At 65.3% G+C, this 25,888-nt stretch carries 22 protein-coding genes; 7 read left to right on the forward strand and 15 right to left on the reverse strand.

From position 1 onward, the window contains the following. Nucleotides 1–2,460 carry a cellulose biosynthesis cyclic di-GMP-binding regulatory protein BcsB gene (gene bcsB, locus G3N59_RS28010; protein ID WP_205986081.1) on the reverse strand — a complete coding sequence of 820 codons (2,460 nt, stop codon included), beginning with the start codon at nt 2,458–2,460 and terminating at the stop codon, nt 1–3. Between the two features lie 551 nt (nt 2,461–3,011). Between bcsB and G3N59_RS28015 the strand changes: the two genes are divergently transcribed. Beyond that, the gene (locus G3N59_RS28015; RefSeq protein WP_205986082.1) at nt 3,012–3,680 is read left to right on the forward strand and encodes an O-methyltransferase; all 669 of its coding nucleotides are present in this window, start codon (nt 3,012–3,014) and stop codon (nt 3,678–3,680) included. Between the two features lie 95 nt (nt 3,681–3,775). On the opposite strand, the gene G3N59_RS28020 is transcribed toward G3N59_RS28015, so the two are convergent. From G3N59_RS28020 to G3N59_RS28030, 3 genes are all read right to left on the reverse strand, one after another. Continuing rightward, nucleotides 3,776–5,947, reverse strand: a complete 2,172-nt coding sequence (locus G3N59_RS28020) for a TonB-dependent siderophore receptor (protein ID WP_205986147.1) — start codon at nt 5,945–5,947, stop codon at nt 3,776–3,778. A gap of 551 nt (nt 5,948–6,498) precedes the next feature. Next, the gene (locus G3N59_RS28025) at nt 6,499–7,770 is read right to left on the reverse strand and encodes a LysR family transcriptional regulator (RefSeq protein WP_205986083.1); all 1,272 of its coding nucleotides are present in this window, start codon (nt 7,768–7,770) and stop codon (nt 6,499–6,501) included. Next, nucleotides 7,767–8,474 carry a GntR family transcriptional regulator gene (locus tag G3N59_RS28030; protein ID WP_205986084.1) on the reverse strand — a complete coding sequence of 236 codons (708 nt, stop codon included), beginning with the start codon at nt 8,472–8,474 and terminating at the stop codon, nt 7,767–7,769. The genes G3N59_RS28025 and G3N59_RS28030 overlap by 4 nt, the downstream gene beginning before the upstream one ends. A gap of 375 nt (nt 8,475–8,849) precedes the next feature. Here G3N59_RS28030 and G3N59_RS28035 point away from each other — a divergent pair, with 375 nt between their 5' ends. From G3N59_RS28035 to G3N59_RS28060, 6 genes are all read left to right on the forward strand, one after another. After that, the gene (locus tag G3N59_RS28035; protein ID WP_205986085.1) at nt 8,850–9,713 is read left to right on the forward strand and encodes a gallate dioxygenase; all 864 of its coding nucleotides are present in this window, start codon (nt 8,850–8,852) and stop codon (nt 9,711–9,713) included. Further along, a complete protein-coding gene (locus tag G3N59_RS28040; RefSeq protein ID WP_205986086.1) occupies nt 9,710–10,069 on the forward strand; it encodes a protocatechuate 3,4-dioxygenase in 360 nt (119 codons plus the stop codon). The genes G3N59_RS28035 and G3N59_RS28040 overlap by 4 nt, the downstream gene beginning before the upstream one ends. Before the next feature lie 130 nt (nt 10,070–10,199). Further along, nucleotides 10,200–11,543, forward strand: a complete 1,344-nt coding sequence (locus tag G3N59_RS28045; RefSeq protein WP_205986087.1) for an MFS transporter — start codon at nt 10,200–10,202, stop codon at nt 11,541–11,543. Between the two features lie 76 nt (nt 11,544–11,619). Further along, nucleotides 11,620–12,723 (forward strand): porin, encoded by a 1,104-nt coding sequence (locus G3N59_RS28050; protein ID WP_205986088.1) that lies wholly within the window; start codon nt 11,620–11,622, stop codon nt 12,721–12,723. A 109-nt stretch (nt 12,724–12,832) separates the two neighbouring features. Further along, nucleotides 12,833–13,651 (forward strand): multidrug ABC transporter ATPase, encoded by an 819-nt coding sequence (locus G3N59_RS28055; RefSeq protein WP_205986089.1) that lies wholly within the window; start codon nt 12,833–12,835, stop codon nt 13,649–13,651. 106 nt (nt 13,652–13,757) lie between these two features. Beyond that, the gene (locus G3N59_RS28060; protein WP_346777948.1) at nt 13,758–14,051 is read left to right on the forward strand and encodes an antibiotic biosynthesis monooxygenase; all 294 of its coding nucleotides are present in this window, start codon (nt 13,758–13,760) and stop codon (nt 14,049–14,051) included. Between the two features lie 22 nt (nt 14,052–14,073). On the opposite strand, the gene G3N59_RS28065 is transcribed toward G3N59_RS28060, so the two are convergent. The 11 genes from G3N59_RS28065 to G3N59_RS28115 all read right to left on the reverse strand — a co-directional run bounded on the left by G3N59_RS28065 (nt 14,074) and on the right by G3N59_RS28115 (nt 25,875). Then, nucleotides 14,074–15,219, reverse strand: coding sequence for a CmpA/NrtA family ABC transporter substrate-binding protein (locus G3N59_RS28065; protein WP_205986149.1), 1,146 nt, complete (start codon nt 15,217–15,219; stop codon nt 14,074–14,076). 8 nt (nt 15,220–15,227) lie between these two features. Then, nucleotides 15,228–15,812 carry an ANTAR domain-containing protein gene (locus tag G3N59_RS28070; protein ID WP_205986090.1) on the reverse strand — a complete coding sequence of 195 codons (585 nt, stop codon included), beginning with the start codon at nt 15,810–15,812 and terminating at the stop codon, nt 15,228–15,230. 494 nt (nt 15,813–16,306) lie between these two features. After that, on the reverse strand, nt 16,307–18,100 hold the full coding sequence (locus G3N59_RS28075; protein WP_205986091.1) for a chloride channel protein: 1,794 nt from the start codon (nt 18,098–18,100) through the stop codon (nt 16,307–16,309). Between the two features lie 5 nt (nt 18,101–18,105). Continuing rightward, nucleotides 18,106–18,519 (reverse strand): helix-turn-helix domain-containing protein, encoded by a 414-nt coding sequence (locus G3N59_RS28080; protein ID WP_205986092.1) that lies wholly within the window; start codon nt 18,517–18,519, stop codon nt 18,106–18,108. A gap of 94 nt (nt 18,520–18,613) precedes the next feature. Next, on the reverse strand, nt 18,614–19,771 hold the full coding sequence (locus G3N59_RS28085; RefSeq protein WP_205986093.1) for an HPP family protein: 1,158 nt from the start codon (nt 19,769–19,771) through the stop codon (nt 18,614–18,616). A gap of 321 nt (nt 19,772–20,092) precedes the next feature. Next, the gene (locus tag G3N59_RS28090) at nt 20,093–20,776 is read right to left on the reverse strand and encodes a hypothetical protein (RefSeq protein ID WP_205986094.1); all 684 of its coding nucleotides are present in this window, start codon (nt 20,774–20,776) and stop codon (nt 20,093–20,095) included. Nucleotides 20,777–20,863: 87 nt separating this feature from the next. After that, nucleotides 20,864–21,334 carry a GNAT family N-acetyltransferase gene (locus G3N59_RS28095; protein WP_205986095.1) on the reverse strand — a complete coding sequence of 157 codons (471 nt, stop codon included), beginning with the start codon at nt 21,332–21,334 and terminating at the stop codon, nt 20,864–20,866. A 42-nt stretch (nt 21,335–21,376) separates the two neighbouring features. Next, entirely contained in the window at nt 21,377–22,900 is a 1,524-nt protein-coding gene (locus G3N59_RS28100) for a response regulator (protein WP_205986096.1), read from the reverse strand. Further along, nucleotides 22,897–24,300, reverse strand: a complete 1,404-nt coding sequence (locus tag G3N59_RS28105; RefSeq protein ID WP_205986097.1) for an ATP-binding protein — start codon at nt 24,298–24,300, stop codon at nt 22,897–22,899. The genes G3N59_RS28100 and G3N59_RS28105 overlap by 4 nt, the downstream gene beginning before the upstream one ends. Further along, complete coding sequence (locus G3N59_RS28110; RefSeq protein WP_205986098.1) at nt 24,269–25,465, reverse strand: ATP-binding protein; 1,197 nt, start codon at nt 25,463–25,465, stop codon at nt 24,269–24,271. The genes G3N59_RS28105 and G3N59_RS28110 overlap by 32 nt, the downstream gene beginning before the upstream one ends. Continuing rightward, complete coding sequence (locus tag G3N59_RS28115; protein ID WP_205986099.1) at nt 25,450–25,875, reverse strand: ATP-binding protein; 426 nt, start codon at nt 25,873–25,875, stop codon at nt 25,450–25,452. Before G3N59_RS28115 ends, G3N59_RS28110 begins: the two co-directional genes overlap by 16 nt. Nucleotides 25,876–25,888: the final 13 nt, after the last annotated feature.

Genomic DNA, 25,888 nt, shown 5'->3' on the forward strand with positions numbered 1-25,888 from the left:
TCAGTCTCCGGTGCGGCGAGCGGCCATGCGCCCGAGCGCCCAGAACACCGTAAGCGCGACGATCAGACCCGCGAGAATCCCCGCGAGCGCCATCAGCGACGGATAGCGCGAGACATGCACCCAGACGCGCGCATACCACGGCAGATCGCCGACGAAGTAACGATCGCCCACGCGCATCCCTTCCACTTCGTTTTGGCGCACGAGACTCAGATCGCCGTGGATCGCCGAGACCTTGGTGCCATCGTCCATCGCGTCGAGCACATCGCCCAGTTGCGCCGACGATGTCGTGGCCAGCGCCACCACGCTGCGGCCCGACGACAGCGGCGACTCGAAGCCGATCAGCGCGGCGATCGGCCCGCCGAGCGTGACGATCGAGCGGCCTGCCGGGGTTGCGTCGTCCATGTCTTCGGTGCCGCCGAGCCAGCCTGGCCAGCCGCTGCGCTGATCGCGCGTGGTCACTGCGGTCTTGCCTTGCTCGATCAGCAGCGGCAGATCCTTGCCCCACTTCTGCAGCAGCGTGGCCGCGGAACCCGAGCCGATCACCAGCAGGTCGTCGCCGCTCACGCTGTCGATCTGGCTGGCGGGCACGATCTTCACGCGCAGCGCGGGCAGGCCGGTCCACTGGCCCATATGGCCGAGCATCGTCAGCACGGCTTCCTGATCCTGCGCGTTGGGCGCATCGGGAATCACGATGGCGGATTCCGCGAGGTCGGCCATGCGCGTGAACGGATAGCCGCTATTGGCGAAGTAGGCCAGGTTCGGCAGCGCCGTGTAGTGCGCGAAGTCGCTGAAATCGACCACCGAATCGGGGTCGATCGCGGCGCGCGCGACGTCCGTGGCGGTGGAGGTGCACAGGCCGGTCTTCTGCGAATCGATGTGGAATTGGAACTGGAACTGGTTGTTCGAGCCGACGCGGAAGGCCGGAATCTCGATGTTGCTCGTCGCGCGCGCATCGGCGCCCGTGAGCAGCGGCACGTTGATGCGCGCTTCGTCGGCGGAGCGCGTGACCGGACGCAGACGTTGCGAACGCACCAGCTGGTCGTTGATGCTCACGTTGAGCACCGAATCGTTCCAGGTCGACGGCGCCGTGTAGCGATAGCGGATGTCGAGCGGCACGTTGCTGCGCGCCCACGCGTAGAGGTCGGCGGGCACGCGCATGTTCACGCGGATCATCGGCGGGTTGTAGCCCGAGACCTGCAATTGCTGAGGATCGCTGACGAGTTCGCGCAGCAGCACGGGGCGGTCGGTGGGCACCCAGTTCGGCGCGTCGTAAGGCTTGCGCGCCGGACCCATATCGACCGATTGCACGATCACGCTGTCGCCCGACATGCCGGCCTGGCCGAGCACCAGCGCATCGGCGGCCTTCTCCAGTTCTTCGGGCGTGCGGCCGGCGAGCACCAGCAGCTTGCGGCCCGATTGCGGATCGGCGGCGGGGTTGGCCATCACCGAGATCGTCGGGCCTTTGATCTCCGGCAGCGTCAGACCCGCGGGCACCTGGCCGGGCAGTGCGAGCACGACGGCGTTGGCGTCGGCGGGTGCGCTGCGCACGACCGGGAAGCGCGCGCCGCGATAGCTCGCAAGCGCGCCGAGCCACGACGACACTACGCCGGCCGCATGAAGCGTCGGCACGCCCGCGTTGGCCGCGAGCACGAAGGGCACGCGCAGCAGCGTGTTGTCGTGGCGATCGAAGAACGGCACCGGCAGCAGCGCGAGGCTGTTGGGCAGCGTGATGCCGGTGGTGTTGAGCGTGAGCGTGCTTTCGGGCGCGACATCGGCCCACAGCGCCGAGTGGTACGGGTCTTCGCAGTGATCGAGCGTGTAGTGCGCGATCATCTGCACGCTGATGCGGTTGTAGTCCGTGAAGAGGCGCGGGTCCAGATTGATCTCACTCGTGACCATCTGCCCGGCGGTTTCCTTCACGAGCGGAATCGTCGCGACGATTTCACCGTTGACCATCACCTTCAGATGCGAGAGCGGATAAATAAGCGACGGCGAGTACGTGTAGACGAGGCGCAACTTCGCACTGTTGACGACTTCGTCGGTGCGTACATCGACATTCATATAGCCGGTGGGATCGAGCCCGCGCAATTGCATCGGACCGTAGACGCCCATCTGGCGCAGCGAGAAGGTGCGCGTGCGGGTCGGACCGACGGGGAGCGGCGTGGCGTCCGCCGGCATGGCGATCTTGCCGGGCGCCGTTTGAATCACCGCGGGACCGCTGCCGCCAGGTGTCGTGGCGATGCTGCCCGCTACGCCGCCCGTAAGACCGATGCCGATATCCGGCCCGGAGGCGGGCGCCGGCGCGGCGGCGGTGGGTGTAGCAGTTGGCGTGCCTGAAGTGGCGTTGGGCTGAGCTTTGCTTGCCGACGCAGCGGCCAGCTTGTCGGCTGCGAGAAGGCTGGACGCCAGCAGCAGCCCGGCGATCAGCGCGCCGAGGCGGACATGAACGGAAACTCGCATCGCAAACGGCCCTTTGTCTTATCGCGACGGCTGCCCCCAGTCGTGCACAGCCAGCCGTCGTCGGGTGATATTGGCGATTCCGCATTTCCCGCCCTGATTCGGGAGTGCGCCAACGTTCGGAGTTCAGCGGAGTTTATATGACTCTTATCAAAACCGGCAGATGATTGCTCACCGTTTATTTGCTTTGCATGGTTAAGGATTGTCAGAAGGACGTGCATAGTCGCATTCGCGCAACGCATGGCTAGAGCCGCCTGCAGTAAGCCTCTCACGCCTGACCCCTTATCGCGCGGCGGATCGAAGGAGTGTGCAATGTTTCCGAACGGTTCCGCAATATCTATGCATAACGAATGAAAGCCCGCAAGCATTGGCTTGCATGGAAATCGGCAAAAAATAAAGCGAAAAAAGCTTGTCGATAATCATGATCGGCGCATAGAAAATTGAGTCATCAGGCGTGTCTGATTGACTTGTCGTGCGGATATTCGGGTGGTGCTAACTGCAGGTCGTTGTGCGCGCACGTTAAGCTGGCTGCTTCATCGATCGCGGAGCGCGCAATGAACGAACAGACCTGGCATGCAGTAGACGACTGGTTTTCCGATCGCTTGATCGGCGCGGACGAAGCGCTCGACGGCGCGCTGGCGGCAAGTGCGCAAGCGGGGCTGCGCGCCATCAACGTCGCGCCGAATCAAGGCAAGTTCCTGCATCTGCTGGCGCGCATTCAGGGCGCGCGGCGCATTCTCGAAATCGGCACGCTGGGCGGCTATAGCGCGATCTGGCTCGCGCGTGCGCTGCCGGAAGACGGCACGCTGGTGTCGCTCGAATTCAGTCCGGAGAACGCGGCGGTGGCGCGCGCCAATCTCGCGCGCGCGGGCTTGAGCGATAAGGTCACGGTCGTGACCGGGCTGGCGCTCGATTCGCTCGATGCGATGGTGAGCGACGGCACGCCGCCGTTCGATTTTGTGTTTATCGACGCGGACAAGCGCAGCAATCCGCAGTACCTCGAACGCGTGCTGAAGCTCGCGCGCCCGGGCACGGTCATCGTCGCGGATAACGTGGTGCGCAGCGGCCGTATCGCCGATCCGAACGATCACGACGCCGATGTCGTGGGGCTGCGCGATTACTTCGATCGGCTCACGCAGGATGCGCGGCTCGATACCACGGCGGTGCAGACCGTGGGCAGCAAGGGCTGGGATGGTTTTGCGATCACCGTCGTCGGCGGTTGAAGCGCTCTTTTTTCGCCGATAAAAAAACGCCGGTGCTGCATGCAGCACCGGCGTTTTCACTTCGCTCATGAGGCTCGTGGAGCGCTCAAGCGCGATCAGAAGTCCGTCGTCATCGAGAACAGCACCGTGCGCGGTGCGCCCATCGTCAGATAACCGCCGGTCGTCGAGCTCCAGTAGGCCTTGTTGGTCAGGTTGAACACGTCGGCGCGGAAGGTCGTGTCGCGGCCGAACAGGTTCGTCTTGTAGCGCGCGCCCATATCGACCGTGTCCCAGGCCTTGATCGACAGCGTGTTGGTCGTGTTCAGATACTGCGGACCCGTGTGCGTGTAGCGCGCCGAGAACGTCAGGCCCGGCACCCACGGCAGATCGTATTCCGCGCCCAGGTTGAACATGAAGCTCGGCACGCCGATCGGACGATTGCCGTCGTTCGTACCCGTGTCCAGCTGCACCGCGTTGATGTAGGTCGCGCCCGCCATCAGACGCACGCCCTTGTACACCTCGCCGAACACCGACGCTTCCACGCCGCGATGGCGCTCGTTGCCGTCGGCCACGTAGTAGCCCGCGCTATTGGTATAGCTCTGCGGCTTTTCGAGCTGATACAGCGCGAGTTGCGCGCCGTACTTGCCGGTGTCGTACTTCGCGCCCACTTCGTACTGTTTGGTGCGCTCCGGCGCGAGCAGCGCACCGTTATTCTTCGCCGTACTCGGCGCCTGCTCGCCCGCGGAGAGCGATTCGCTGCGGTTCGCGTAGAACGACAGATTATTGGTCGCCTTGAAAACGACGCCGAACAGCGGCGTTGTGATCGAATCGTTGTAGGCCTCGGTCTGCAGCAGCGTCGACGACGAATACGCGTTCGAGTTGATTTCCTGATGACGCACGCCCACCGTGAACAGCACGCGATCGTGCAGGAAGCCGAGCGTGTCGGACACGGCCACGCTGCGCATCAGGCTCGTCGAGGTCAGCGGCGGATTGCCGTCCAGACCCTGCGAGTAGTACTTCGACGCGGGCGTAGCCACTTGCGGCGTGTTGTAGAGGTCGGTGTTGAAGCTGCCCGACATGTTCCACGCCGATTCCGTATGCACGCTCACGATCGACGCGCCCGCCGTCACGAAATGGCTGACCGGACCGGTGTTGAAGTGGCCGCGCACGCCCACTTCCGCCGATGTCGCGTCTTCCTTGCGCGGCACGAACATGCGCGAACCCGTGGTGACGCCGGGGCTCGTGTAATACGGCGACGAATACTGGCCCGACTCGTTGCTATGGCGCGCGCCGCCCGCCACGTAGGCGGTCCAGCCCGGCATGAAGTCGTATTCGGCGCGCAGGATGCCGACGGTGTCTTCGGTCGAGCTGTACGACCAGGTCTGGGCGTAGTTATAAGTCGCCGACGGCACCGACGGAATTTCCGTACCCGAGACATACACGACCGGGCGGCCGTCCGAAACGTGCTGACGCTGATACAGGAAATCGCCTTCGACACGCACTTTCTCGCCGCGCCAGTCGAGCGCCACGGCGGTCTGGCTGTTGCGGCGGTGTTCGCCGTCGATGCTGGTTTCGCCGTCGCGGTTCGCCTGGTTCACGCGAATGCCGAACTGGTCCTGATCGCCGAAACGACGACCCACATCGACACGCGTGCCGAACTCGCCCGAAGCGCTGCCTTCGAGCGTGACCTGGGTGATCGGCTTGTCGTCGGCGCGCTTGAGCTGCAGGTTCACGCTGCCGCCGATCGAGCTGCCGTTCGGCGACGCGCCGTTCAGGAAGGCGCTCGCACCCTTGAACACGTCCACGCGCTCGAGCGCCGGCGTTTCCACCATCTGGCGCGGCGTGATGCCGTACAGGCCGTTGAGGGAGACGTCATCGCTATCGAGCTGGAAGCCGCGAATGACGTAGACCTCCTGGAAGTTGCCGTAGCCGTACGCCGTGCGCACCGCCGGATCATTCTGAAGTACGTCGGCGACGGTGCGTGCCTGCTTGTCGGCGATGGCCTTGGCCGTGTAGGTCGTCATCGAGAACGGCACGTCGATGTTGTTCTTCTGGCCGAGCATGCCGAAGTTGCCGCCGCGCGCGATTTGACCGCCGCCGTAAGTCGGCGCGAGATCGCCGGGCAGCGCGTCCCTGGCGGCCTGCACCTTGACGGTGGGCAGCGTGCTATTGGTGCTTTGGTCGGTGGTGGTCGTGGCGGCGGTGCTGCTGGCCTGGGCGAACGCGGCGGCGGGCAGCGCGAACGCCACGGCGACGGCGGCGAGAATCGCGCGGCGGCTGGCGGGCATGGCAGGCGAAGCGGTCTGGATCGACGAAGCGGACAGCGCAGCCGCATCAAGGCGCGGCGAAAGCAAACGGGTTGCGGACATAGTGAATTCGAAGCGTGTGGTCGTGCAGCCGCCTCGCGAGACCAGCGGCTCGTCGGCGGACGTATCGTTTGGGGAATGGGCGCAGTGCCGCGGCGATGCGCGACAAAGGCTGAACCTCAAAAGTATGCGGATTGTATCTGTGAATGAGAACGATTGTTATTCGTTTTCGCAGATCAAGGGCATATTCGGGGTTTACGCAACACTTTCAGCACCTGATGAGTACCTGACAGGCCGGTGCGCACACAACTATCTTTTGGGGCGTTTGAGAGGGTCAAATCGCTTCGGCAGCGCAGGCTGAAGCGAGCGCGCCGAATAACGTTGCACGCGCAACGTTATGACATTTGAAGGAACACGGCGAAGCGTGTTCCGGCGTCGGTATGGGGGCGTGACGATGCGGTAGTGGACCACGTGTTCGCCATCGGGCGCGCTCTGGTGGACGCGCGTGGATGCGCGCGATGGCGAGGCGGCGTTCAGCGCGCGCTCTGGCCGCTCAGACGGCCTTCCACCACCCGCACCGCAGGCGCGGCCTCCGCGACCGCAAGCCGGATCGCGTCGATCAATGCGCGCGCGCCCGGCGACGGCGCGCTATCCGAGCGCATCGTCAGACCGATCTCGCGCCGCGTGTTGTGCAGCGGCACATCCAGCACCACCAGTTCTCCCGCCGCGATCTCGTAGTGCAATTGCTGCGCCGAAAGCGCGGCGATCATGTCCGTGCCCATCAGCAGGCCGCGAATCACGGCGAGATCGGCGGTTTCGACGGTGGGCGTGGGCGGCTTGAGTTTCAGGCGTTTGAACTGCGCCTCGAACAGCCCGCGCGCCGGCGAATTCAGGCGCGAAACGATCCACTGGGCGTTGCGCATATCGGCCACGCTCAGCCCGGTTTTCTGCGCGAGCGGATGATCGCGCCGTGCGAGCACGACCATGTCCTCTGCCATCAGACGCTCGTTGGCGAGGCCGCTGGCCGCGTCGTTTTCGCGCAGCGCGCCCAGAATGAAATCGATATCGCCTGCGCGCAGGCCGGCCACCAGCAATTCATAGGCGCTTTCATCCGTGACCACGCGCACGCCGGGATGCTGCGCGCTCAGGCGCGCGATGGCCGCCGGCAGGATCAGCGTGCGGCCGAGCGGCAGCGCGCCCACGGTGACCGCGCCCTGAATGTTGCCGTGCAGGGCGGCGATGTCGTCGGGCACGTGCCGCAATTCGTTGAGCGCGCGCCGCACGTGCAGCAGGAAGGTTTCGCCTTCGGTGCTCAGTTGCACGCCGCGCGGACTGCGGTGAAAAAGCGTCACGCCCGAGCCGCTTTCGAGCACGCGCATCGCGCTGCTCACGGCGGGCTGGCTGATGCCGAATGCGCTCGCGGTGCTGGGCATATGGCGATGGCGCGCGAGCGCCACGAATAGCTGCAGCCGCCGCGTGTTGAGCAGCCACGCAGGCAGCGCGCCTTCGGCGAGCGCCCGGCGGCGCGTCTGGCGCGCCGCGCACCACTGCGCCAGCGCTTCGAGTTCGGTAAAGATGCGCGCGCAACGATCCAGCACGACGCGGCCGACGGCGGTCGGCAGCATGCCCGAGGGCTTGCGCTCGAACAGCGGCTGGCCCAGCGCGGTTTCGAGTTCCTGCACCGATCGCGTGACGGCCGATTGCGCGCGGTACAGCGCGGCGGCGGCGCGCGTGGCGCTGCCCGTATCGGCGACCAGACGGAACGCGCGCAGATGCGTGAGATTGAGCAGATCCGGCGGATTCATGCGGCCCCCGCGATCAGATGCAGATTTTCGACCGAGAGATTCAGGCTCTCCTTCGAAATGTGGGTGTGCTCTTTCATCAGCGCCTCCACGCGCGCGCCTTCGCCCTTGAGCAACGCGCCGACGATGGCGTGATGCTGGCGGTGCGCGTAGGCCAGCATCATGTATTGCTGCTGGCGCGCGGCATCGTCGAAGACGACCGTGGCCGGCGAAACGAAGGGAATCTTGTCGTTCAGGCCAAGCGCCGCGCTGACCGCGTGATTCTGCGCGGCATCGACGATCAGGGCGTGAAAGCGGCCGTTCATATCGGCATAGTGCGCTTCCGCCTCGCCGCCGAGCGCCTCGGCGCCCGCCTCGAAAATCGCATCGCCTTCGCGCAGGCAATCCTGCAAGGCGCGCGCGAGCGCGGGGCTCACGCCGCGTTCGGCCACGCTGCGCGCGGCCAGGCCTTCGAGCACGCCGCGCACGTCGATTGCATTGAGCACGTCGGTCACGCTGAAACGGCGCACGATATAGCCACGCCCGCCGGAGCGCTCGACGAGCCCTTCGGTGGCCAGCACGCTCAGCGCGTAACGCAGCGGCGTGCGGGAGATGCCGAGGCGTTCGGCGAGGTGGGCTTCGACAAGCCGCTGGCCCGGCGCGAGCTCGCCTGAAAGGATGCGCGTGCGCAGCGCCTGCACGATGGTTTGCTGGGTAGTCTCGTTCATCTCGATGTCCCGCCAGGGGCCGCCCGGACGGCCTTGCGAGTTCGTTCTTTTGCTATCTGTTTCGTTTATCGGCCGGTTGCCGCGTGAAGTCGTGAAGAATCGCGAACAACTCGTTTCAGGATACCAAAAACCGTTATGGCGCGTGGCTTTCGCGGCAGCGAGAAAGGCTGGGAAGCGCCGGATAGCCCGTTTATAGCGGTTCGAAATGCAAAAGTTAGTGGTTACCCTTACTTACCACGCAAACGCCAATTCTGTAATTTCGTATCCCAACAGGGGCCGCTTCCGCCACAGCGCGGCGAGTCCCTTCGGTAATCGAACGTAATATCCGGCACGCATTTGCACGACGCGGGCGGGCCGGCATGAGGGCAACACAGCATGGCAAGGATAGTAGGCGGCATTGGGACTTCGCATGTGCCGACGATCGGCATGGCGTACGACAAGGGCAAGCAGAACGAGCCGGCCTGGGCGCCGCTCTTCAAGGGGTACGAACCCGTTGCGCAGTGGCTCGCCGAGCGCAAGCCGGACGTGCTGGTGATGTTCTACAACGATCACGCCAACAGTTTCTTCTTCGACTGCTATCCGACTTTCGCGCTGGGCGTCTCGCCGCAGCACGAATTCGCCGACGAAGGCGCGGGCAAGCGTCCGCTGCCGGATATCGCCGGTCACCCGGAACTGGCGATCCATATCGCCGAACAGCTCGTCAACGACGAATTCGATCTGACGATCTTCCAGGACAAGCCGCTCGATCACGGCTGCAACTCGCCGCTTTCGCTGATGCTGCCGCACGACGGCGGCTGGCCCACGGCGCTGGTGCCGTTCGAAATGAACGTGCTGCAGTATCCGCTGCCGACGGCGAACCGCTGCTATCGCCTCGGTCAGGCGATGCGACGCGCGATCGAATCGTTCGAGGAAGATCTCGACGTGGTGGTGGTGGGCACGGGCGGCCTCTCGCATCAGGTGCATGGCGAGCGCAGCGGCTTCAACAACACCGAATGGGACATGGAGTTCCTCGACCTCATCGTCAACGACCCGGAACGGCTCGCGAAGATGAAGCACGTGGACTACGTGCGCCTGGGCGGCGCGGAAAGCGTGGAAACGATCATGTGGCTGGCGATGCGCGGCGCGCTCGCGCCGAAGATCAAGGAAGTGCACCGCAACTACTACCTCGCGACCAGCACGGCGATGGCCGTGACGATCTACGAGAACGTCGCGGAAGGTAACGAGGAGGGCGCACGATGAATCCGCAACTCGAAGGCGTGGAAGCGCTGACCGGTACGTATCCGTTCGACATCCGCCTGAGCATCAAGGCGATGCGTCTGAACCGCTTCTTCTGGATGATGCGCACGCCGGCCGCGCGCGAGCTGTGGCTGGGCGATCGCAAGGCGGCCTACGACGCCGCCGCGCTCACGAGCGAAGAGCGCACGCTGGTCGACAACACCGACTGGCTTGGCCTCGTGCAGTACGGCGTGTGCTTCTTCGTGCTGGAGAAGTTCGCGCGTGTCGTGAAGATCACCAATCTGGGCATGTACGCGTGCATGCGGGGCGAAACGCTCGAAGCGTTCCTGAAGACGCGTCAGGTGCCCGACGCAGTTTGACCGCTTGACTGGCCGCGGGCGCGCCACCCGAACACGGCGCGCCCGCCGATTGATCCGCAGTAGCTTGTAGCAACACACTCCCGCGCCGACGAAGCGCGCGAGCGGGGAAATATTAACTTCGGAGACACGCATGAACTCTGCTGATGCAGTGGATATCAAGGGCTTTATCGATTCCCGCAGGATGTCGGGCTTTCAATGGCTCGTCCTCGCCCTCTGTTTTCTGATCGTGACGCTCGATGGGCTCGACACGGCCGTGATGGGCTTCGTCGCGCCGGTCGTCATGAAGGAATGGTCGATCACGCGCGCCGCATTCGGCCCGGTGATGAGCGCGGCCATGGTTGGCCTCGCCATTGGCGCGCTGGTCGCGGGACCGTCGGCGGACCGCATCGGCCGCAAGAAAGTGCTGCTGGGCTCGGTTGCGTGCTTCGGTCTTTTCAGCCTGTTGTGCGCCTTCGCGAATACGCCGGGCCAACTGGTCGCGCTGCGATTCCTCACGGGCCTCGGTCTGGGCGCGGCGATGCCGAACTCGACGACGCTGCTCTCCGAATACGTGCCCTCGAAAAGCCGTTCGCTGCTGCTGACCATCATGTTCACGGGCTTTAACTTCGGCTCGGGCATGGGCGGCTTTGTTGCGGCGGCGCTGATTCCGCACTTCGGCTGGCGTGGCGTGTTCGTCTTCGGCGGTGTGCTGCCGATCCTGTTCGTGCCGGTGCTGATGGGTCTGCTGCCGGAATCCGCACGCTTCCTGCTGGTGCGCCGCTTCTCCGCCGAACGTATTGCCGCGACGCTCTCGCGTGTCAGCGGTCATCGCTTCGCCGCCACGACGCGCTTCACCTCGCCGGAACCGGCCGTTGCCGCCAAGGCGCCGGTACGCATGCTGTTCGCCGATGGCTACGCCATGAGCACGCTGATGCTGTGGGTCACCTACTTCATGGGACTCCTGATCATTTATCTGCTCACCGGCTGGCTGCCGACGCTGATCAAGGACGCAGGTCTTCCGGTCGAACGCGCAGCGGCGATTACCGGCATGTTCCAGTTGGGCGGCACGGTGGGCGCGATCGTCGTGGGCTTCGCCATGGACCGTCTCGACCGCAACGCCGTGATTGGCGCGGCTTATCTGCTGGGCGGCGTGTTCATCTTCGCGCTGGGCATGGGCACGCTCAAATCCAGCATGCTGACCGTGCTGGTGGCTTGCGCAGGCTTCTTCATGAGCGGCGCGCAAACGGGCCTCAACGCACTCGCACCGACCTGCTACCCGACGCGTGCCCGTGCCACGGGCGTGAGCTGGATGCTGGGCTTCGGCCGACTGGGCGGCATTCTCGGTTCGTTCGTGGGTGGCGTGCTGCTGTCGCTGGGCTTCAGCTTCTCGACGGTGTTCTCGGTGCTGGCCGTGCCCGCTCTGGTGGCTGCCGCTGCGATCCTGCTGAACCGCCTCGCGCTGCGCTTCATTACTGCGCCGGTCGCGGACGCCTGAACGTCGCGTTCGCACCCGCCACAATCGACGAATACAAACAAGACGAATCTAGATCTATAAACAGGAGGCTTGGAGAATGGCAAACGGTAAGCAGTACAAAAAAATAATCGCCGCGCTGACGGGGGTGATCTGCGCAGGCCCGGTGTTCGCACAAAGCAGCGTGACGCTCTACGGGATGATGGATACGGGCATCACCTACGTGAGCAATCAGGGCGGCCACGGCAATGTGAAGATGGACGACGGCGTGAACGGCCCGAACCTCTGGGGCATCACCGGCACGGAAGATCTGGGCGGCGGCAGCAAGGCGTTCTTCCAGCTCGTCAACCAGTTTCAGATCGACAACGGCAGCTTCATGCCGAACAAAAGCCTCTTTAGCCGCACGTCGATCGTCGGCCTGAGCAACCCCGTCTACGGCAAGCTCTCGCTGGGTAACCAGTACGACTTCATGACGGACTCGCTGTATTTCGCGGGCGATGATCCGGCCGAACTGTCGGGTCACTTCTACGACTTCCGCGCGGGTCCGTTCGACAAGCTCGCGCTGCCGAGCAACGCGACCGGCGCGTTCGACTGGGACCGCATGGCGGGCGAGACCGTCAACAACTCGGTGAAATACGTTTCGCCGACGTTCGGCGGCTTCAGCGCGGGCGCGATGTACAGCTTCGGCAACGTGGCGGGTTCGATCGGTACGGGCAACGGTTCGAGCTTCGCGCTGAACTACGCGCACGAAAACTTCGGCGTGAATGCGGCTTACACGAACCTCAAGTACGTGGTGAGCGGCGAAGGCGATGTGAGCGTGCGCAACTGGGGTATCGGCGCGCATTACAAGTTTGGCAACTGGATCACCAACGCGCTGTTCACGACGGTGCACAACTCGTATAACGGCGGTTCCGTGTATGAGGGCTCGGTGGGCGCGCATTACTACTTCACGCCGGCGCTGAGCGCGGGTGCGTCGTATATGTACATGAAGGGTAACGACGTGGTCGATAACAATCACGCGCACCAGCTGGCGGCGATTGTCGATTACGCGCTGTCCAAGCGCACCAGCGTGTATGTGCTCGGCGTGTATCAGCGTGCCAGCTCGGGCGGCAATGCGCAGATCAACGGCATGAACAGCTCGGATGGCGCATCGAGCGGCCAGACCCAGGCGGTTGCACGAGTGGGTCTGCATACGAAGTTCTGATTGTCCTCTGTTCTCCGAACGCGGCGCATGTGGGTTTCCTGCATGCGCCGCGTTTCGTCTTGCGGTATTCTCCTTCGCGCTTTTCAAGCTCAATGGGGAAACCGGTCTTATGCGTACATTCCTGCCGCTCGCGTTGGCAGTTGTTGCGACACTCTCTACTCCTGCTCAAGCCAGCGAAGATCAGCCTTGCGGCGATGAGGTCGTCGCATCGGTGGCGAAGTGGGCGGGCGTGAAAGGCAATCTCGCGTCCTGGAGCAACGGCAACGGCGTGCTTGCGGCGGCGTCCTGCAAGGCGATGCCGGATGCGCCGGATACGACGATTGCAGCGCTCGCGTTCGATACGGATCATGTTGGCCCGAATAGCGATGACGGCAAGATTGCGCAGGTCGTCGCACTGGTTAAAGGCGATCAGGTGATTGCGGCTACGCGTTCCACGATCGAAGAAGACCCGTCGGAGCAGGTCGGTAGCTTTCGCATCGATACCGCGCCGTATTGGCTTTCGCCCGACGTACGCGCGTTTGGCGTGGTATTCAAAAGCAGTGGACGCGGCCCGAGTTGCGCCGATGCGGCTGCGGACCAGGAGTTGACGCTCTACGTGCGAGAAGGCAGCGCGCTGCGTGCTGTATTAGGCACGAATCTCTATGGCTGGGCTAGCATTGCCCCGAATTCGTGCGGTCCCGGCTTCGACCAGACACACGGCGCGGACGCTGCCATTACGATTGCTCTCGAAAAGACCGCCAGCCACGGTTTCGCAGATCTCGCGCTCAGCGCACGAGTCACACGCGAAGAGGTAAAAAAGCTGCAATGGGTCGAGACAGGCAAGTACACGAAGCGCATTGTGCTGCACTACGACGGCAAGACCTATGGATTCAATATGTCCCGTGACTTCTGGTATCCCCCTGATTCCGTCATGAAGCGCGGAAAGTGAGCGTGTGGTCGAACGTGCAGCCGTGATAACGTGGCGGGCGCGTCAGCTACGGCGAAGGCGCGCATCCCGACGCATCAACGAATCAACGCATAGCAAGGAGCAGAACGTGGTCTACGAAATGGCGCATATCACGGTGTTGGCAGGCAAGAACGCCGAATTCGAAGCGGGCGTCACGCAGGCGCTGCCGCTTTTCCATCGCGCGCGCGGCTGCCGTGCGGTCGAGCTGCAACGCGGAGTGGAAGAGCCGAACCAGTACGTGCTGGTCGTGCAGTGGGAGACGCTCGAAGATCACATGGTCCACTTCCGCGAATCCGCCGATTTCCAGGAATGGCGCCGCCTGGTTGGCCCGTACTTCGAAAAGCCGCCGGTCGTGGGCCATACGGAAGTGGTGGTGAAGTAAGCGGGACGGGCGGCGTGGTGTTTCAGGCCTTGATCTCAAACCCCTCCACATACGCCGCCGCATTCTCCCCATCCCAGGTGTGTCCATCGACGAACACCGGCCTGGGCAACACAGCAGGCACCGAAATTCCCATCGCGCCCGCCGCTTCCCGATAAAGCGCCGTCTGATTCAGCGCGCTGGCGATCCCGGCATAGTCGGTACGCGGCGCCATCATGCCCCAGCGCTCGAACTGCGTCAGAAACCAGACGCCTTCCGACTCCACCGGATAATTCACCGCGCCGTCCTCGAAGAACTTCATCTCGGACGCGCTCAAACCGGCCTCACCCTCCAGCCGCGCCGCAATCAGATCGGCATCCGCGCCCAGCATTTCGGGCCGCGCAAGCCACTGCGCAATTTCCCTGCGATGGCCCGCGCCGTCGAGCCATCGGCAGGCTTCCAGCATCGCCTGCACCAGTGCGCGCGCCGTATTTGGATTGCTGGCGACAAAATCGCGCCGGCAGGCCAGCACTTTTTCCGGATGATCCGGCCAGATCTCGCCGCTGCGGATCACCGTGCGCCCCACGCCGCGCCGCTGCGCCAGGGCGGGCCAGGGCTCGCCCACGCACAGGCCGTCGAGCCGCTCTTCGGCCAGCGCCGCCACCATCTGCGGCGGCGGAATCACCACGCTGTCGATGTCGCGCAGCGGATGCACGCCCTGCGAAGCGAGCCAGTAATACAGCCACATCGCGTGCGTGCCGGTCGGGAAAGTCTGCGCGAACACGGGCTTGCGACCCAGCGTGGCGAGCGCGCGCGGCAAGGTGCCGTGTTCGGCGAGCGCATCGGCGAGACGGTTCGATAGCGAAATCGCCTGGCCATTGCGGTTGAGCACCATCAGCACGGCCATGTCCGTCTGCGGCCCGCCAATGCCAAGCTGCACGCCATAGACGAGCCCATACAGCGAGTGCGCGGCGTCCAGCTCGCCGGCCAGCAGCTTGTCGCGCAGCGCGGCCCACGTCGGCTGGCGCGACAGTTCGAGCGTGAGGCCGTGCGCGTGGCCGAACTCCAGCAGCTTCGCGGCGACGACGGGCGCGGCATCGGCGAGCGGCACGAAGCCGATCTTCAGATGGGTCTTTTCGAGCCGCGCGGCCGGTGTGGACGGCGCGGCGCCTGGGTTGGCGGTGGCATTCATAGGCGAGTTCATGCGTCGCGCTCGCGCGCGTCGGCGGCCGCGACGATCTGGCGGGCGACTTCGGCGAGCTTGAGGCTCTGGTTCATCGCGCGCTTGCGCAGCGAAGCGTAGGCGGCGGGCTCGGTCAACTTCTGTTGTTCCATGAGGATGCGCTTGGCGCGGTCGATCAGCTTGCGCTCGGCGAGTTCGTTCTCGGCCTGGGTCAGACGCTCGCGCAGTTGCGCTTCCTGCGCGAAACGCGCGAGCGCGACTTCGAGAATCGGCGCGATGCGCTCGCCGGCGAGCCCTTCGACGAGATACGCCGTCACGCCCGCGTTGACCGCCGAGCGGATCAGTTGCTGATTGGCGTCGTTGCTGAACATCAGCACGGGACGCGGCGCGGTGGCGTTCATCACGGCAAGCTGTTCGAGCGTGTCGCGCGACGGCGATTCGGTATCGATGATGATGACGTCCGGCCGCTCGCGCTCGACGACGCGATGCAGCGCCTGGGGCGTCGCGGGCTCGGCGAGCATGTCGTAGCCCAGGCGCGCGAGCGCGTCGCGCAGATCGCCGATGGGCTTGTCGGTGTCGGTTACGAGCAGGACGCGCAGCATGGTGTTTCTTGGGTCGATGGCATGAAGGCTTTCGACGTGGCGCATCGCGCGAGTCGGTTGGCTCGATGCGTTTGCCTCGCGAGTCGAACTGCATTGCCCGACTGAAATGGATCGCGACGTGTGGGGCGTCGTCGTACGTGGTGCGCCGCATCGTTGCGGCACACGTCATCCTTTCAGCAAGGTGCGTGCCAGTTTGTGCGCCGCACGAAATGAGGGCGAAGAAGGCGCAGCGGCGGGGCGCAGGCCGGTTTTAGATCGGATGTGGTGCACCGCAGCAGTGCGTGCGACGCGCTCTGGCACTCGAATGGCGCAGATCGGCGTGTTGTATTGCAACTAACAGCCAATTCTGCGCGATGCCGTTAAAGCAGAAAAGCGGGTGTTGACGCGTCGAGACCCGACGCAACGGAGTTCAGCGAGCAGCATTCAGCATTCACCATTCAGCAGAAGAACCGCCCGTATCGCGCGACGGTTCTCTGCTGCGTGCGCCCGCGGCCTCAGCCCGTGCGACGCACTGGCGGAAACCGCCGCTTGCCGCCGCCCGTGCCGATACGGCGAAAGCGTTCGCGTTTGGTCTCTTCCTCGAAATGCGCCAGCGACAGCTTCACAAGATCGCTGCGCGAGACGATGCCCACGAGCCGCTTCGATTCGCGATCGCTCACCACCGGCAGCCGCTCCAGCCCATGCACGGCAAGTCGCGCGGCGATCTGGCGGCAAGTTTCCTCGGGCAGCGCGACATCCACCGCACGCGCGGCGAACAGCGTGCCGATCGGCTGATCGAGCGCTTCGTCCACGCGCACCGCTTCGAGCATCGCGCGATCCGCCACGCCGAGCACCCGGCCGTCACGCACCACGGGCCACGCGCGCCGCTGCTGCGTCGTGCCGAAGAAGCGCGTCAACGCTTCGCGCACGCTCATGTTCGCGTCGATCGATTCGACCTGACGCGTCATCACCTCATCGACGTAATGGCGCTCCAGCGGATCGACGCCATATTCGCGATAGATGTGATACCCGCGCCGCGCGATCTTCTCGGTCATGATCGAGCGCTTCATCACGACGGTCGCAAAACCGTGCGCGACCAGCGTCGCGGCGAGCAAGGGCAGCAGCGCATTGCCGTCGTGCGTGAGGCCGAAGGCGAACACGATGGCCGTGAGCGGCGCACCCAGCGTGGCGCCGAGCGTCGCGGCCATGCACACGAGCGGCCACAGCGCGGGATCGCTGCCGGGCAGCACGTGGCTGAGCACGCAGCCCAGCCCGGCGCCCAGCATCAGCAGCGGAGCGAGCACGCCGCCCGACGTGCCGGAACCGAGCGCGATGACCCAGATCACGGCCTTCACGGCGAGAATCGCCACGGCCGCCTGCAACAGAATATGTTGATGCAGCAGATCGCCGATCACGTCATAGCCCACGCCCAGCGCGCGCGGCTCGATATAACCGCCGATCCCCACCGCCAGACCGCCGATAGCGGGCCACCACGACCAGTGCAGCGGCAGACGCTTGAACAGGTCTTCGACCTTGTAAAGCGAAACCGACAAACCCGAAGCCAGCGCGCCCGAGAGCAGCCCGGCGATCACACACGAGCCGAGCGCGAGCGCTTGAGGCGGCGGCGTCTGCATGGCGAACAGCGGTTCGGTGCCGAAGAACACCGCGCGCGCGAAACCCGCCACGGCACATGCGAGCGCCACCGGCAGAAAACTGCGCGGACGCCATTCGAACAGCAGCAATTCCACCGCGAGCAGCACGGCCGCGACCGGCGTGCCGAACACCGCCGTCATGCCAGCGGCGGCGCCGGCCACGAGCAGCGTCTTGCGTTCGGCGGCGGTAAGGCGCACGCACTGCGCGAGCAGCGAACCTAGCGCGCCGCCCGTCATGATGATCGGACCTTCCGCGCCGAACGGCCCGCCGCTGCCGATCACGATCCCCGACGACAGCGGCTTGAGCACCGCCACCTTCGGCGACATCTTGCTCTTGCCGAACAGGATCGCTTCGATTGCTTCGGGAATGCCGTGGCCGCGAATCTTTTCGGAACCGAAGCGCGCCATCATCCCGACGATCAGCCCGCCCGCCACCGGCACGACGATCACCCACGCGCCGAGCGTATTGAGCGCGGGCGAATGATCGGCGAACGAGAAGCGGCCGAAGAAAAACAGGTTCGTGAACCAGTGGATCAGACTCAGCAGCACGAACGCGGCGAGCGTGGCGAGCGCGCCAATCACGGCCGCCAGCGCGCCGATACCGGGCAGGCGAGCGTTGGCCGAAAAATCGCGCTTGTGGGAATCGTCGGAATGCATGGTCTTCAAAGGTCGATTTGCGGAATGGTGAAAGCGTCTTCGAGCGAGCGCAGTTCCGCGCGATGCAGTTCGGCGAGGCGCACGAGCAGCTTTTCGCCAGCGTCGAGCAGATGCACTTCCACCTGGCGGCGGTCGCGCTCGCTCACGCGGCGCTCCACGAGTTCGAGCGCTTCGCAGCGCGACACCAGCGCGACTACGCCGTGGTGCTGCGCCTGCAGACGCTCGGCCAGTTCGCCGATGGTGGCCCATTCGCGGCCAGGATAGCCCTTCACATGCAGCAGCAACAGATACTGCAGTGGCGTGATGCCTTCGTTCTGGGCGGCCTGCTCAGAGAAGCGCTCGAAACGGCGCATCTGATAGCGGAATTCGGACAGTTGCTCGAAATCGGCCTTTTTCAGGCCGCGTGGGCTTTGCTTCATCGGGGATCCAGGGCGGGACGTTTCGATCTGCGAATATATCACAACATGATATTTATGGCCGCAATAGGACATTGCGGCGGCGCTGTTGCGGGTTTCAGGCGCTCTGTTTTTGCAGCGGCTGCGTTTGCCGGTAGAGGCCCGAGATCAGATCGGCCTGCGTGATGATGCCGGTGAGGCGGCGCTCGCCGTCCACGACCGGCACGTGATGATGGCCGCGTCCTGCGAACAGCGCGAGCAATTCGACGATGGGCGTCGCCGCGGTAATCGTGCGCACGTGCGTGCTCATCAACGTGCTGACGCGCGCATCGTTGCCCGCGCGTTCACGCGGGCCGAAGCCGAGCGTGCGCAGCAAGGCGCGCAGCGGATGCTGGCGGGCGCCATCGTCGGCGAGATCGGCGCGGGTGACGATGCCTTTGACGTGACGCTGTGCGTCCACCACCGGCAGCGCCTTCACGTCATGCTCGCGCAGCAGCGCGCGCGCTTCGCCCACCGTGGTCGCGGGCGTAATGCTGACGACGTTGCGCGACATGACATCGGCGCAATTGAGCATGCCGAAAGTGCGTGCGTAGGCGCGAATTTCGGTTTCGCGCAGCAGCGCTTCGAGATCGTCGGTATCGACGTCGATCAGCTCGTTGCGCTCGCGCAGGGCGGCTTCGAGATCGGCGCGCGAGAAGCCGCTCGCGGCCGGCGCGGGCGGCGTGGATTTCGCCGCGAGCGCAGCATGCGGATAGCGATGCCCGGTGGCCTTGTGATAGACAAGCGCCGCGCCCAGCAGCACGAACGATTGCAGCAGCACGGGCTCCAGCACGAACTCGTAGCCGAGCGCGCGCACGGCAGGGCCGCCGAGCACCGCAGTCAACGCCACCGCGCCCGAAGGCGGATGCACGCAGCGCAGCGTGAACATCGCGCAGATCGCCACGCCCACGGCCACGGCGGCAGCCAGCACCGGATCGGCGATTAAGAGCGCGCAGGTCACGCCCACGACCGCCGAAACCAGATTCCCGCCGATGATCGACCACGGTTGCGCCAGCGGGCTGGCTGGCACGCCGAACAGCAGCACGGCCGAAGCGCCCATCGGCGCGATCAGCCAGGGGATCGTCGAAGCGTTGCCGAGCAGGTGCTGCGAGACGGCGCCGGTGAGCGCAATGCCGATCAGCGCGCCGACGCCCGAACGCAGACGTTCGCGCCAGCGCAAGGTGACGGGTGGCGGCGCGAAGCGTGCGATCCAGCGGGAGAAGTTCAGACGAAACACAGTTGAAATAGCGACAAATCGAACGTTATAAGCATGAAGCCGGGAAGCTTCGATTGCGCCGAATTATATCGTAACGTGATATAAATGGTGCTCCGCGATGCCTGGTATAAGCGCGGATATAAGTGCCGATATAAGCGTTGAAGTTTTCGCGGGGGTTGGGCGCAGATCGACATTAATGAGGATGTCGAATAAACGGGCATGAAAAAGCCGCCGGGCGCATGCGATGCGCCCGGCGGCTTGTATTGTGGCTCTGGCGAAGGCCTAAACCTAAACCTAAACCTAAACCTAAACCTAAACCTAAACCTAAACCTAAACCTCGGCCTAGACCGTATGACGCGGATTGCCCGCCATCGGATGCGCATCGCCGGGATGGGCGTTCGGCAGACGGCGGCCATGATCGGCGGCGTTGCGGCTGGGCGCCGGCGCGTGATGCTGCGCCTGGCGCGTGTCGGGGCGCGCATGCGGATGCGGCTGCGCATGGGCTTCGGCGTGCGGCATCGGGCGCGGCGCGCCATGACCGCCCGGACGCGAGACCATTTCCACATGCACGCGCGGCTCATGCGGCGCGCGCGGCGGCGGCTCGACAAAGGCGTGTTGCTGCATCGGCAGATGGCCGTCGTGATGCGCCATCACGTTGCGCAGTTCGGCACGGCGATGGAACACCTCGCCGCGCAGATCGCCGCGGCCATAGTAGTGGCGATGGCGCTGGCCATCCGGGCCGACGAACCAGATGTACGTCATGCCGCCCACGTAGACCACATCGCGATCGAGCGCGACCGACACATAGGCGTCATGTGGCTCGGGCACGTAGGCGGGCGCGCCCACCACGACCGGCGCGGGCGGCGGCGCGGCCACCACCACGGGGCGCGCGGGCGCGGCGACCACTTGCGTATGAGTCACGCAGCCCGAAAGCAGCAGCGCAACCGAAAGAGGGACGAAGGCCGCGAGCGCGGCGAGGGCGCCGGTTTTGGGTCTGGAAATAAAGGCGCGCGTGTTCCCGTTCAAGCGTGGCTCCGTGAGAAGGTTGATGGCTCAACCGGTTAACGGCACGAATGAACGGGGGCTTGAGCGAAACGGGCGTCGAAGTGCGGGTTACAGCGCCTTCGCCATTTCCGTCGTCCCGCCCCAACCGAGTTGCCGATACAGATCGCGGCCCTGCTCGGTCGAATGCAGGATCGCGTAGCGGATGCCACGCCGCGCGAATTCGGCATCGGCGAGTTCCATGAGCTGGCGGGCGAGGCCGCGCCGCCGAGCGTGCGGCTCGACGTAGACATTGAGCACATAGCCGCGCCGGTCCTGATCGGGGTGAGCGGGATGCGGCGGCCAGTCGATTTCCATCAGGCCGATGCCCGCGACGGGCGCATCGGTATCGGCTTCGGCCTCGGCTTCATTCAGCACGAAACCGAAGTAGCGCCCATCGGCAAGACGCGGCGCGAGCCACGTGCGGAAGTGCGCGGTCATGGTCGCGAGCGTGGCCGCGTCGCGGCCGGCTTCGCGGAACATCGCCTCGCGATGGCGGCAGACGAGTTCGAGATCGCCGCTATGAATGGCGCGTGGCTGCATCGGAAATCCCCGTATTCATCAGTGCAACGCCGCGGCGTGCGTCTAGCTGGCTTTGGTCCCTTCGATCTCGCGCAGGATTTCGTCGAAGGGCGCGGGCTTGACGAGATGCCGGTCGAAGCCGGCTTCGGTGGTGGCCTGGCGGTCACGTTCCTGGCCGTAGCCGGTGAGCGCGATCAGCTGCGTGTGCGCCGTGGCCGGCTGCGCGCGCAGCGCCTTGGCGAGCGCATGGCCATCCATGCCTGGCAGACCGATATCGAGAATCGCCACATGCGGCTCGAAGCTTTGCGCGATCGTCAGCGCGCTCGGGCCGTCGTGCGCCACGCGCACGTCATGGCCTTCGAGTTCGAGCAGCATCAGGAGCGAGGTGGCCGAATCGACATTGTCGTCGGCGATCAGTACGCGTCGTTTGCGTGAGATTTGTTCGTTATCCATATTGTTGTTATCTAGGGGTACGGCGTCGGTATCCGGCGCGAGCACGATGGGCAGCCGCACCACGAATTCCGAGCCCTTGCCGAGTCCTTCCGAATGCGCGGCCACGGAGCCGCCATGCAGTTCCGCCAGCTCGCGCACGAGTGCGAGGCCAATGCCGAGCCCGCCGTCCGCGCGCTTGACCGCATCGCGCGATTGCATGAAGAGTTCGAACACATAAGGCAGCTCGTCGTGCGCGATGCCGATGCCATTATCGCGCACGCTGATCGCCACGTCGGCGTTGCTGGCATCGAGACGCAAGGTAACCGCGCCGCCCACGGCCGTATATTTGGCCGAATTCGACAGCAGATTGCTGATGATCTGCGCGACGCGAATGCCGTCGCCCACGATATGGCAAGGCGCCGCCGTCATGCTCACGGTCAGTTGCTGCTGCTTGGCGTCGAGCACCGGGCGGCTGGTTTCCACCGCCATTTCGACGATCTGGCGCAGATCGAGCGTGTTCATCTGCAAGGCGATCTTGCCGTGCGAAATCCGCGAGACGTCGAGCAGATCGTCCACCAGCCGGCCGAGATGTTCGACCTGACGGCTGGCGATCTGGCGCGCGTCGGCGCGGCCCGCGTCGCTTGCGCCGTGGCGCGGGTCGAGCAGTTCGATGGCGTTGCGGATCGGCGCGAGCGGGTTGCGCAACTCGTGCGCGAGCGTGGCGAGGAAGTGGTCCTTGCGGCGGTCGGCGTCGCGCAGCGCTTTTTCGGCGGCGTAGAGGCGCAGCAGCGCGCGCACGTTCGCCACCAGTTCGGCGGGATCGACGGGTTCGGTCAGATAGCTGTCGGCGCCGCCGTCGAGCGCGCGAATCTTGTCGCGCGCCTGCACGGCCGCGGCCGACGTCTGCAGAATCAGCGTCGAATTGGTCCGCGGGTCCTGCTTGATGAGGCGGCACACGTCGATACCGCTGATGTCGGGCAGCTTCACGTCGAGCAGCACGAGTGCGGGCGCGTGCTCGCGCACGGCGTCGAGCGCGGCCTGCCCCGTGGCGGCTTCGATCACCGCGAAGCCCGCGTGGCGCAACACGCGCGACTTCACATAGCGCGCGCCTTCGTTGTCGTCGACATTGAGGATGAGTGTGGCGTCGGGCGTCATGATGCCGTGCCTCCCGAGCCGGCGGGTTCGTTGTGTTCATCGCTGGCGTGAGCGGCATCGGCGAGCCGCACGGGAATATCGACATGAAACGTCGAGCCCACGCCCAGTTCGCTCTCCACGCCCACTTCGCCGCCCAGCAAGGCGGCCAGCTTGCGGCACAACGGCAGGCCGAGGCCGGTTCCCTTCACGCGCTGTTGCAGACGGTTCTGCACCTGGCCGAACTCCTCGAAGATGATCGGGTGATGCTCGGGAGCAATCCCGATGCCCGTATCCGCGACGAAGAACACGATGCGCTCGCCGTCCGCTTCGAGCCGCGCGCCCACGCGAATCAGACCGCGTTCGGTGTACTTGAGCGCGTTCGAGACGAAGTTGCGCAGGATCTGCGTGAGCTTGGGTTCGTCGGTGTAAAGGCGCGGCAAGTCGGCCGTGGCGGCGAATTCGAGCGACACATGCGGTGTTTCCAGCAGCGGCGTCAGCATGGTGCGCAGCGCGGCGAACAGATCGGCGGGATCGAACCACGCGGGCGTGACTTCGGTCTTGCCGGCCTCGATCTTGGCGAGATCGAGCAGATCGTCGACGGTTTCGCCGAGCGTTTCCGCCGAGGCGAGAATCAGCTTGACCTGGCGCTCCTGTTCCGTCGTCAGATCGCCGTCGAGCCGGTTGAGCAGCAGATTGGCGAGCGCGCGGATCGACGAAAGCGGCGTACGCAGTTCGTGGCTCATGTTGGAGAGAAAGCGCGTTTTCATCAGGTCGGCGCGGCGCAGTTCTTCGGCGCGTTCGTCGAGTTCCGCATAGAGCGCGACCACGCCGCGATTGGTCGCTTCCAGTTCCTGGGTCAGGCGCGCCAGTTCTTCCTGACGCTCGCGCAGTTCGTCGAGCGTGGCCACCAGCTCGCGATTCTGCTGCTGCACTTCTTCGAGCGAATCGGCCTGCGGCGCGAGCGCGGCCGCGCTGTTGACGATGCGCTCCAGTTCCTGGCCGCGCAGCGTCGAGCGCTCGTGCGGCAGGCTGCGCGCCATCGAGACGGTGGTGCCTTTCGGCGTCGATTCGATCTCGAAGCGATCCATCAGCCGCCGGCTGCCCGTGATGCCCAGCCCCATGCCGGTGGGCGAGCGCCACGTGCCGTCGAGCACGGCTGCGAGATCGCGCAGCCCCTCGCCGTGGTCGCGCACGATGATTTCGAACGTCTGCGGCGAGCGTGCCGCGTCGAAGGCGAAACTGACCTCGCCGCCGCCTGCGTAGTCGAAGGCGTTGCGCGCGATTTCGGACACGGCGCTGGCGATGCGGGTCTGGTCGAGCGTCGAAAAACCGAAGCCCGCCGCCAGGTCGCGCGAACGCCGCCGCGCCACGACGACGTCCTGGGCGGTTTCAATGCGGATGCGCAGCAGTGGCGTATTCATGGTTCAACTGTACTCCCGGCTGCGCCTTGACGACGACGACGGTGGCGTCGTCGCGGCGGCGCGAGAAGTCGCGGTAAAGGACGGCGGCGATGACGACAGCCGGCTGATGGGCGAGCCCCGGCCAGGCGTCCAGATCCCAGCGCGTGCCGACGCCGTCCGAATGCAGGATCAGCAGGCTGTTGGCGCGCCAGGCCAGGTCGAATTCCTGGGTGCCGCGCATGGTGTGACCGACGATGCCGTTGCGCGAGACGATCTGGTAGCTCGGGCGGGCGTCGCCTTGCGCGCTGATTGAATGCGTCGACGAATTCGTCGACGAGTTCGACGACGAGTTCGACGACGAGTTCGACGATAAACTCGCCGACGCAGCCGCGCCCGCAAGCCCCGGCCGCCCGGTGCCATACGCCACCGCCGCAATATTGCCGGTGCCGCAAAAGCTCACGCTGGCGCGCACGAGATCGAAGCGCGCCAGCGCGAGCGCCGCGCCGCGCGTCGGGCGCAACGCCGCGTGCGACAGCTCCATCAACGCGGCGGGCAAAAGCCCCGCGCGCCGCCGCAACACTTCGAGCGCGGCCGTGGCGGCCACGTGCGCCTCCGCGCCGTGACCGAGGCCATCGGCGAGCGCGATCGTGAAACCGCCCGGATCGGCCTGCGCCTGCCAGCCATCGCCGCTCACTTCCTCGCCCGGATACGGCACGCAGACGCCGCCGATCTCGGGACCGGAGAGCGCCGCGCGCGGCGCGCCGGGCTTTTGCACCAGCACGCGCAGCACCGTGCCGTGGCCCGGCTGCGACCACAGCGCGATCTGATTCGAAAGCCGCCGGATCGCGCCCAGACCCGTGCCGGGCGTGCCAGCCGTCGAGTGGCCGTCGGACAGCGCGGTGCGCACATCGGTCATGCCGGGGCCGCGATCGAGCGCGATCAGTTCCACGCCGCCGTCCAGCGCGCGCACCAGCAGTTCGCCGTGGCCCGCGTGCTTGAGGATGTTGGTGGCGGCTTCGGTCAGCACGATCGCGAGGCGTCCCGCGTCGGTCTCGTTGAGCCCGGCCAGTTGCGCGGCCTGCGCCGCGCCGCGGCGCGCGAACGCCACGCTGCTGGCGTCGCCGATCTCGAAGGAGCGATGGGTGCCGCCGGCCGAGCCGGACGCGCCGTCTAGCGTACTTTCCATTTGATGATGGTGACCGTGGTGCCGCTGCCCGGCGTGGAGTCGATGGTGAACGCATCGCACAGACGCCGCGAGCCGCCCAGACCCAGGCCCAGACCGTTGCCGCTCGTGAAGCCGTCCTGCAAGGCGCGTTCGATGTCGGGAATGCCCGGTCCCTGATCGGTGAAGGTGAGCTTCAGACCCACGCGCACGCCGTTGCTGACGGCGTCGAGCCGCGCATCGCCGCCGCCGCCGTATTGCAGCGTATTGCGCGCGAGTTCGCTCGCCGCCGTCACGAACCGGGTCTGCTCGATCAGCGAAAAGCCATGGGCGATCGCTTCGTCGCGCACGATCTGCCGCAGCCGGACGATTTCCTCGTCCGAGCGCAGGCTCACCTGGGTGAGCAGCCGGTCGGTCGCGCCGTTGCCGTTCATCTCGCAGGCAACC

It is taken from the genome of Paraburkholderia sp. Ac-20340, assembly GCF_017104965.1.
GTDB lineage: Bacteria > Pseudomonadota > Gammaproteobacteria > Burkholderiales > Burkholderiaceae > Paraburkholderia.

Excerpts from the sequence above, each read along its gene's own strand:
- G3N59_RS28035 (WP_205986085.1), top strand. The coding sequence starts at position 8,850 with ATGGCAAGGATAGTAGGCGGCATTGGGACTTCGCATGTGCCGACGATC.
- bcsB (WP_205986081.1), bottom strand. The coding sequence starts at position 2,460 with ATGCGAGTTTCCGTTCATGTCCGCCTCGGCGCGCTGATCGCCGGGCTG.
- G3N59_RS28100 (WP_205986096.1), bottom strand. The coding sequence starts at position 22,900 with ATGACGCCCGACGCCACACTCATCCTCAATGTCGACGACAACGAAGGC.
- G3N59_RS28070 (WP_205986090.1), bottom strand. The coding sequence starts at position 15,812 with ATGCTGCGCGTCCTGCTCGTAACCGACACCGACAAGCCCATCGGCGAT.
- G3N59_RS28040 (WP_205986086.1), top strand. The coding sequence starts at position 9,710 with ATGAATCCGCAACTCGAAGGCGTGGAAGCGCTGACCGGTACGTATCCG.
- G3N59_RS28065 (WP_205986149.1), bottom strand. The coding sequence starts at position 15,219 with ATGAATGCCACCGCCAACCCAGGCGCCGCGCCGTCCACACCGGCCGCG.
- G3N59_RS28045 (WP_205986087.1), top strand. The coding sequence starts at position 10,200 with ATGAACTCTGCTGATGCAGTGGATATCAAGGGCTTTATCGATTCCCGC.
- G3N59_RS28025 (WP_205986083.1), bottom strand. The coding sequence starts at position 7,770 with ATGAATCCGCCGGATCTGCTCAATCTCACGCATCTGCGCGCGTTCCGT.
- G3N59_RS28055 (WP_205986089.1), top strand. The coding sequence starts at position 12,833 with ATGCGTACATTCCTGCCGCTCGCGTTGGCAGTTGTTGCGACACTCTCT.
- G3N59_RS28105 (WP_205986097.1), bottom strand. The coding sequence starts at position 24,300 with ATGAATACGCCACTGCTGCGCATCCGCATTGAAACCGCCCAGGACGTC.
- G3N59_RS28095 (WP_205986095.1), bottom strand. The coding sequence starts at position 21,334 with ATGCAGCCACGCGCCATTCATAGCGGCGATCTCGAACTCGTCTGCCGC.
- G3N59_RS28015 (WP_205986082.1), top strand. The coding sequence starts at position 3,012 with ATGAACGAACAGACCTGGCATGCAGTAGACGACTGGTTTTCCGATCGC.
- G3N59_RS28030 (WP_205986084.1), bottom strand. The coding sequence starts at position 8,474 with ATGAACGAGACTACCCAGCAAACCATCGTGCAGGCGCTGCGCACGCGC.
- G3N59_RS28075 (WP_205986091.1), bottom strand. The coding sequence starts at position 18,100 with ATGCATTCCGACGATTCCCACAAGCGCGATTTTTCGGCCAACGCTCGC.
- G3N59_RS28080 (WP_205986092.1), bottom strand. The coding sequence starts at position 18,519 with ATGAAGCAAAGCCCACGCGGCCTGAAAAAGGCCGATTTCGAGCAACTG.
- G3N59_RS28050 (WP_205986088.1), top strand. The coding sequence starts at position 11,620 with ATGGCAAACGGTAAGCAGTACAAAAAAATAATCGCCGCGCTGACGGGG.
- G3N59_RS28110 (WP_205986098.1), bottom strand. The coding sequence starts at position 25,465 with ATGGAAAGTACGCTAGACGGCGCGTCCGGCTCGGCCGGCGGCACCCAT.
- G3N59_RS28115 (WP_205986099.1), bottom strand. The coding sequence starts at position 25,875 with ATGAACGGCAACGGCGCGACCGACCGGCTGCTCACCCAGGTGAGCCTG.
- G3N59_RS28020 (WP_205986147.1), bottom strand. The coding sequence starts at position 5,947 with ATGCCCGCCAGCCGCCGCGCGATTCTCGCCGCCGTCGCCGTGGCGTTC.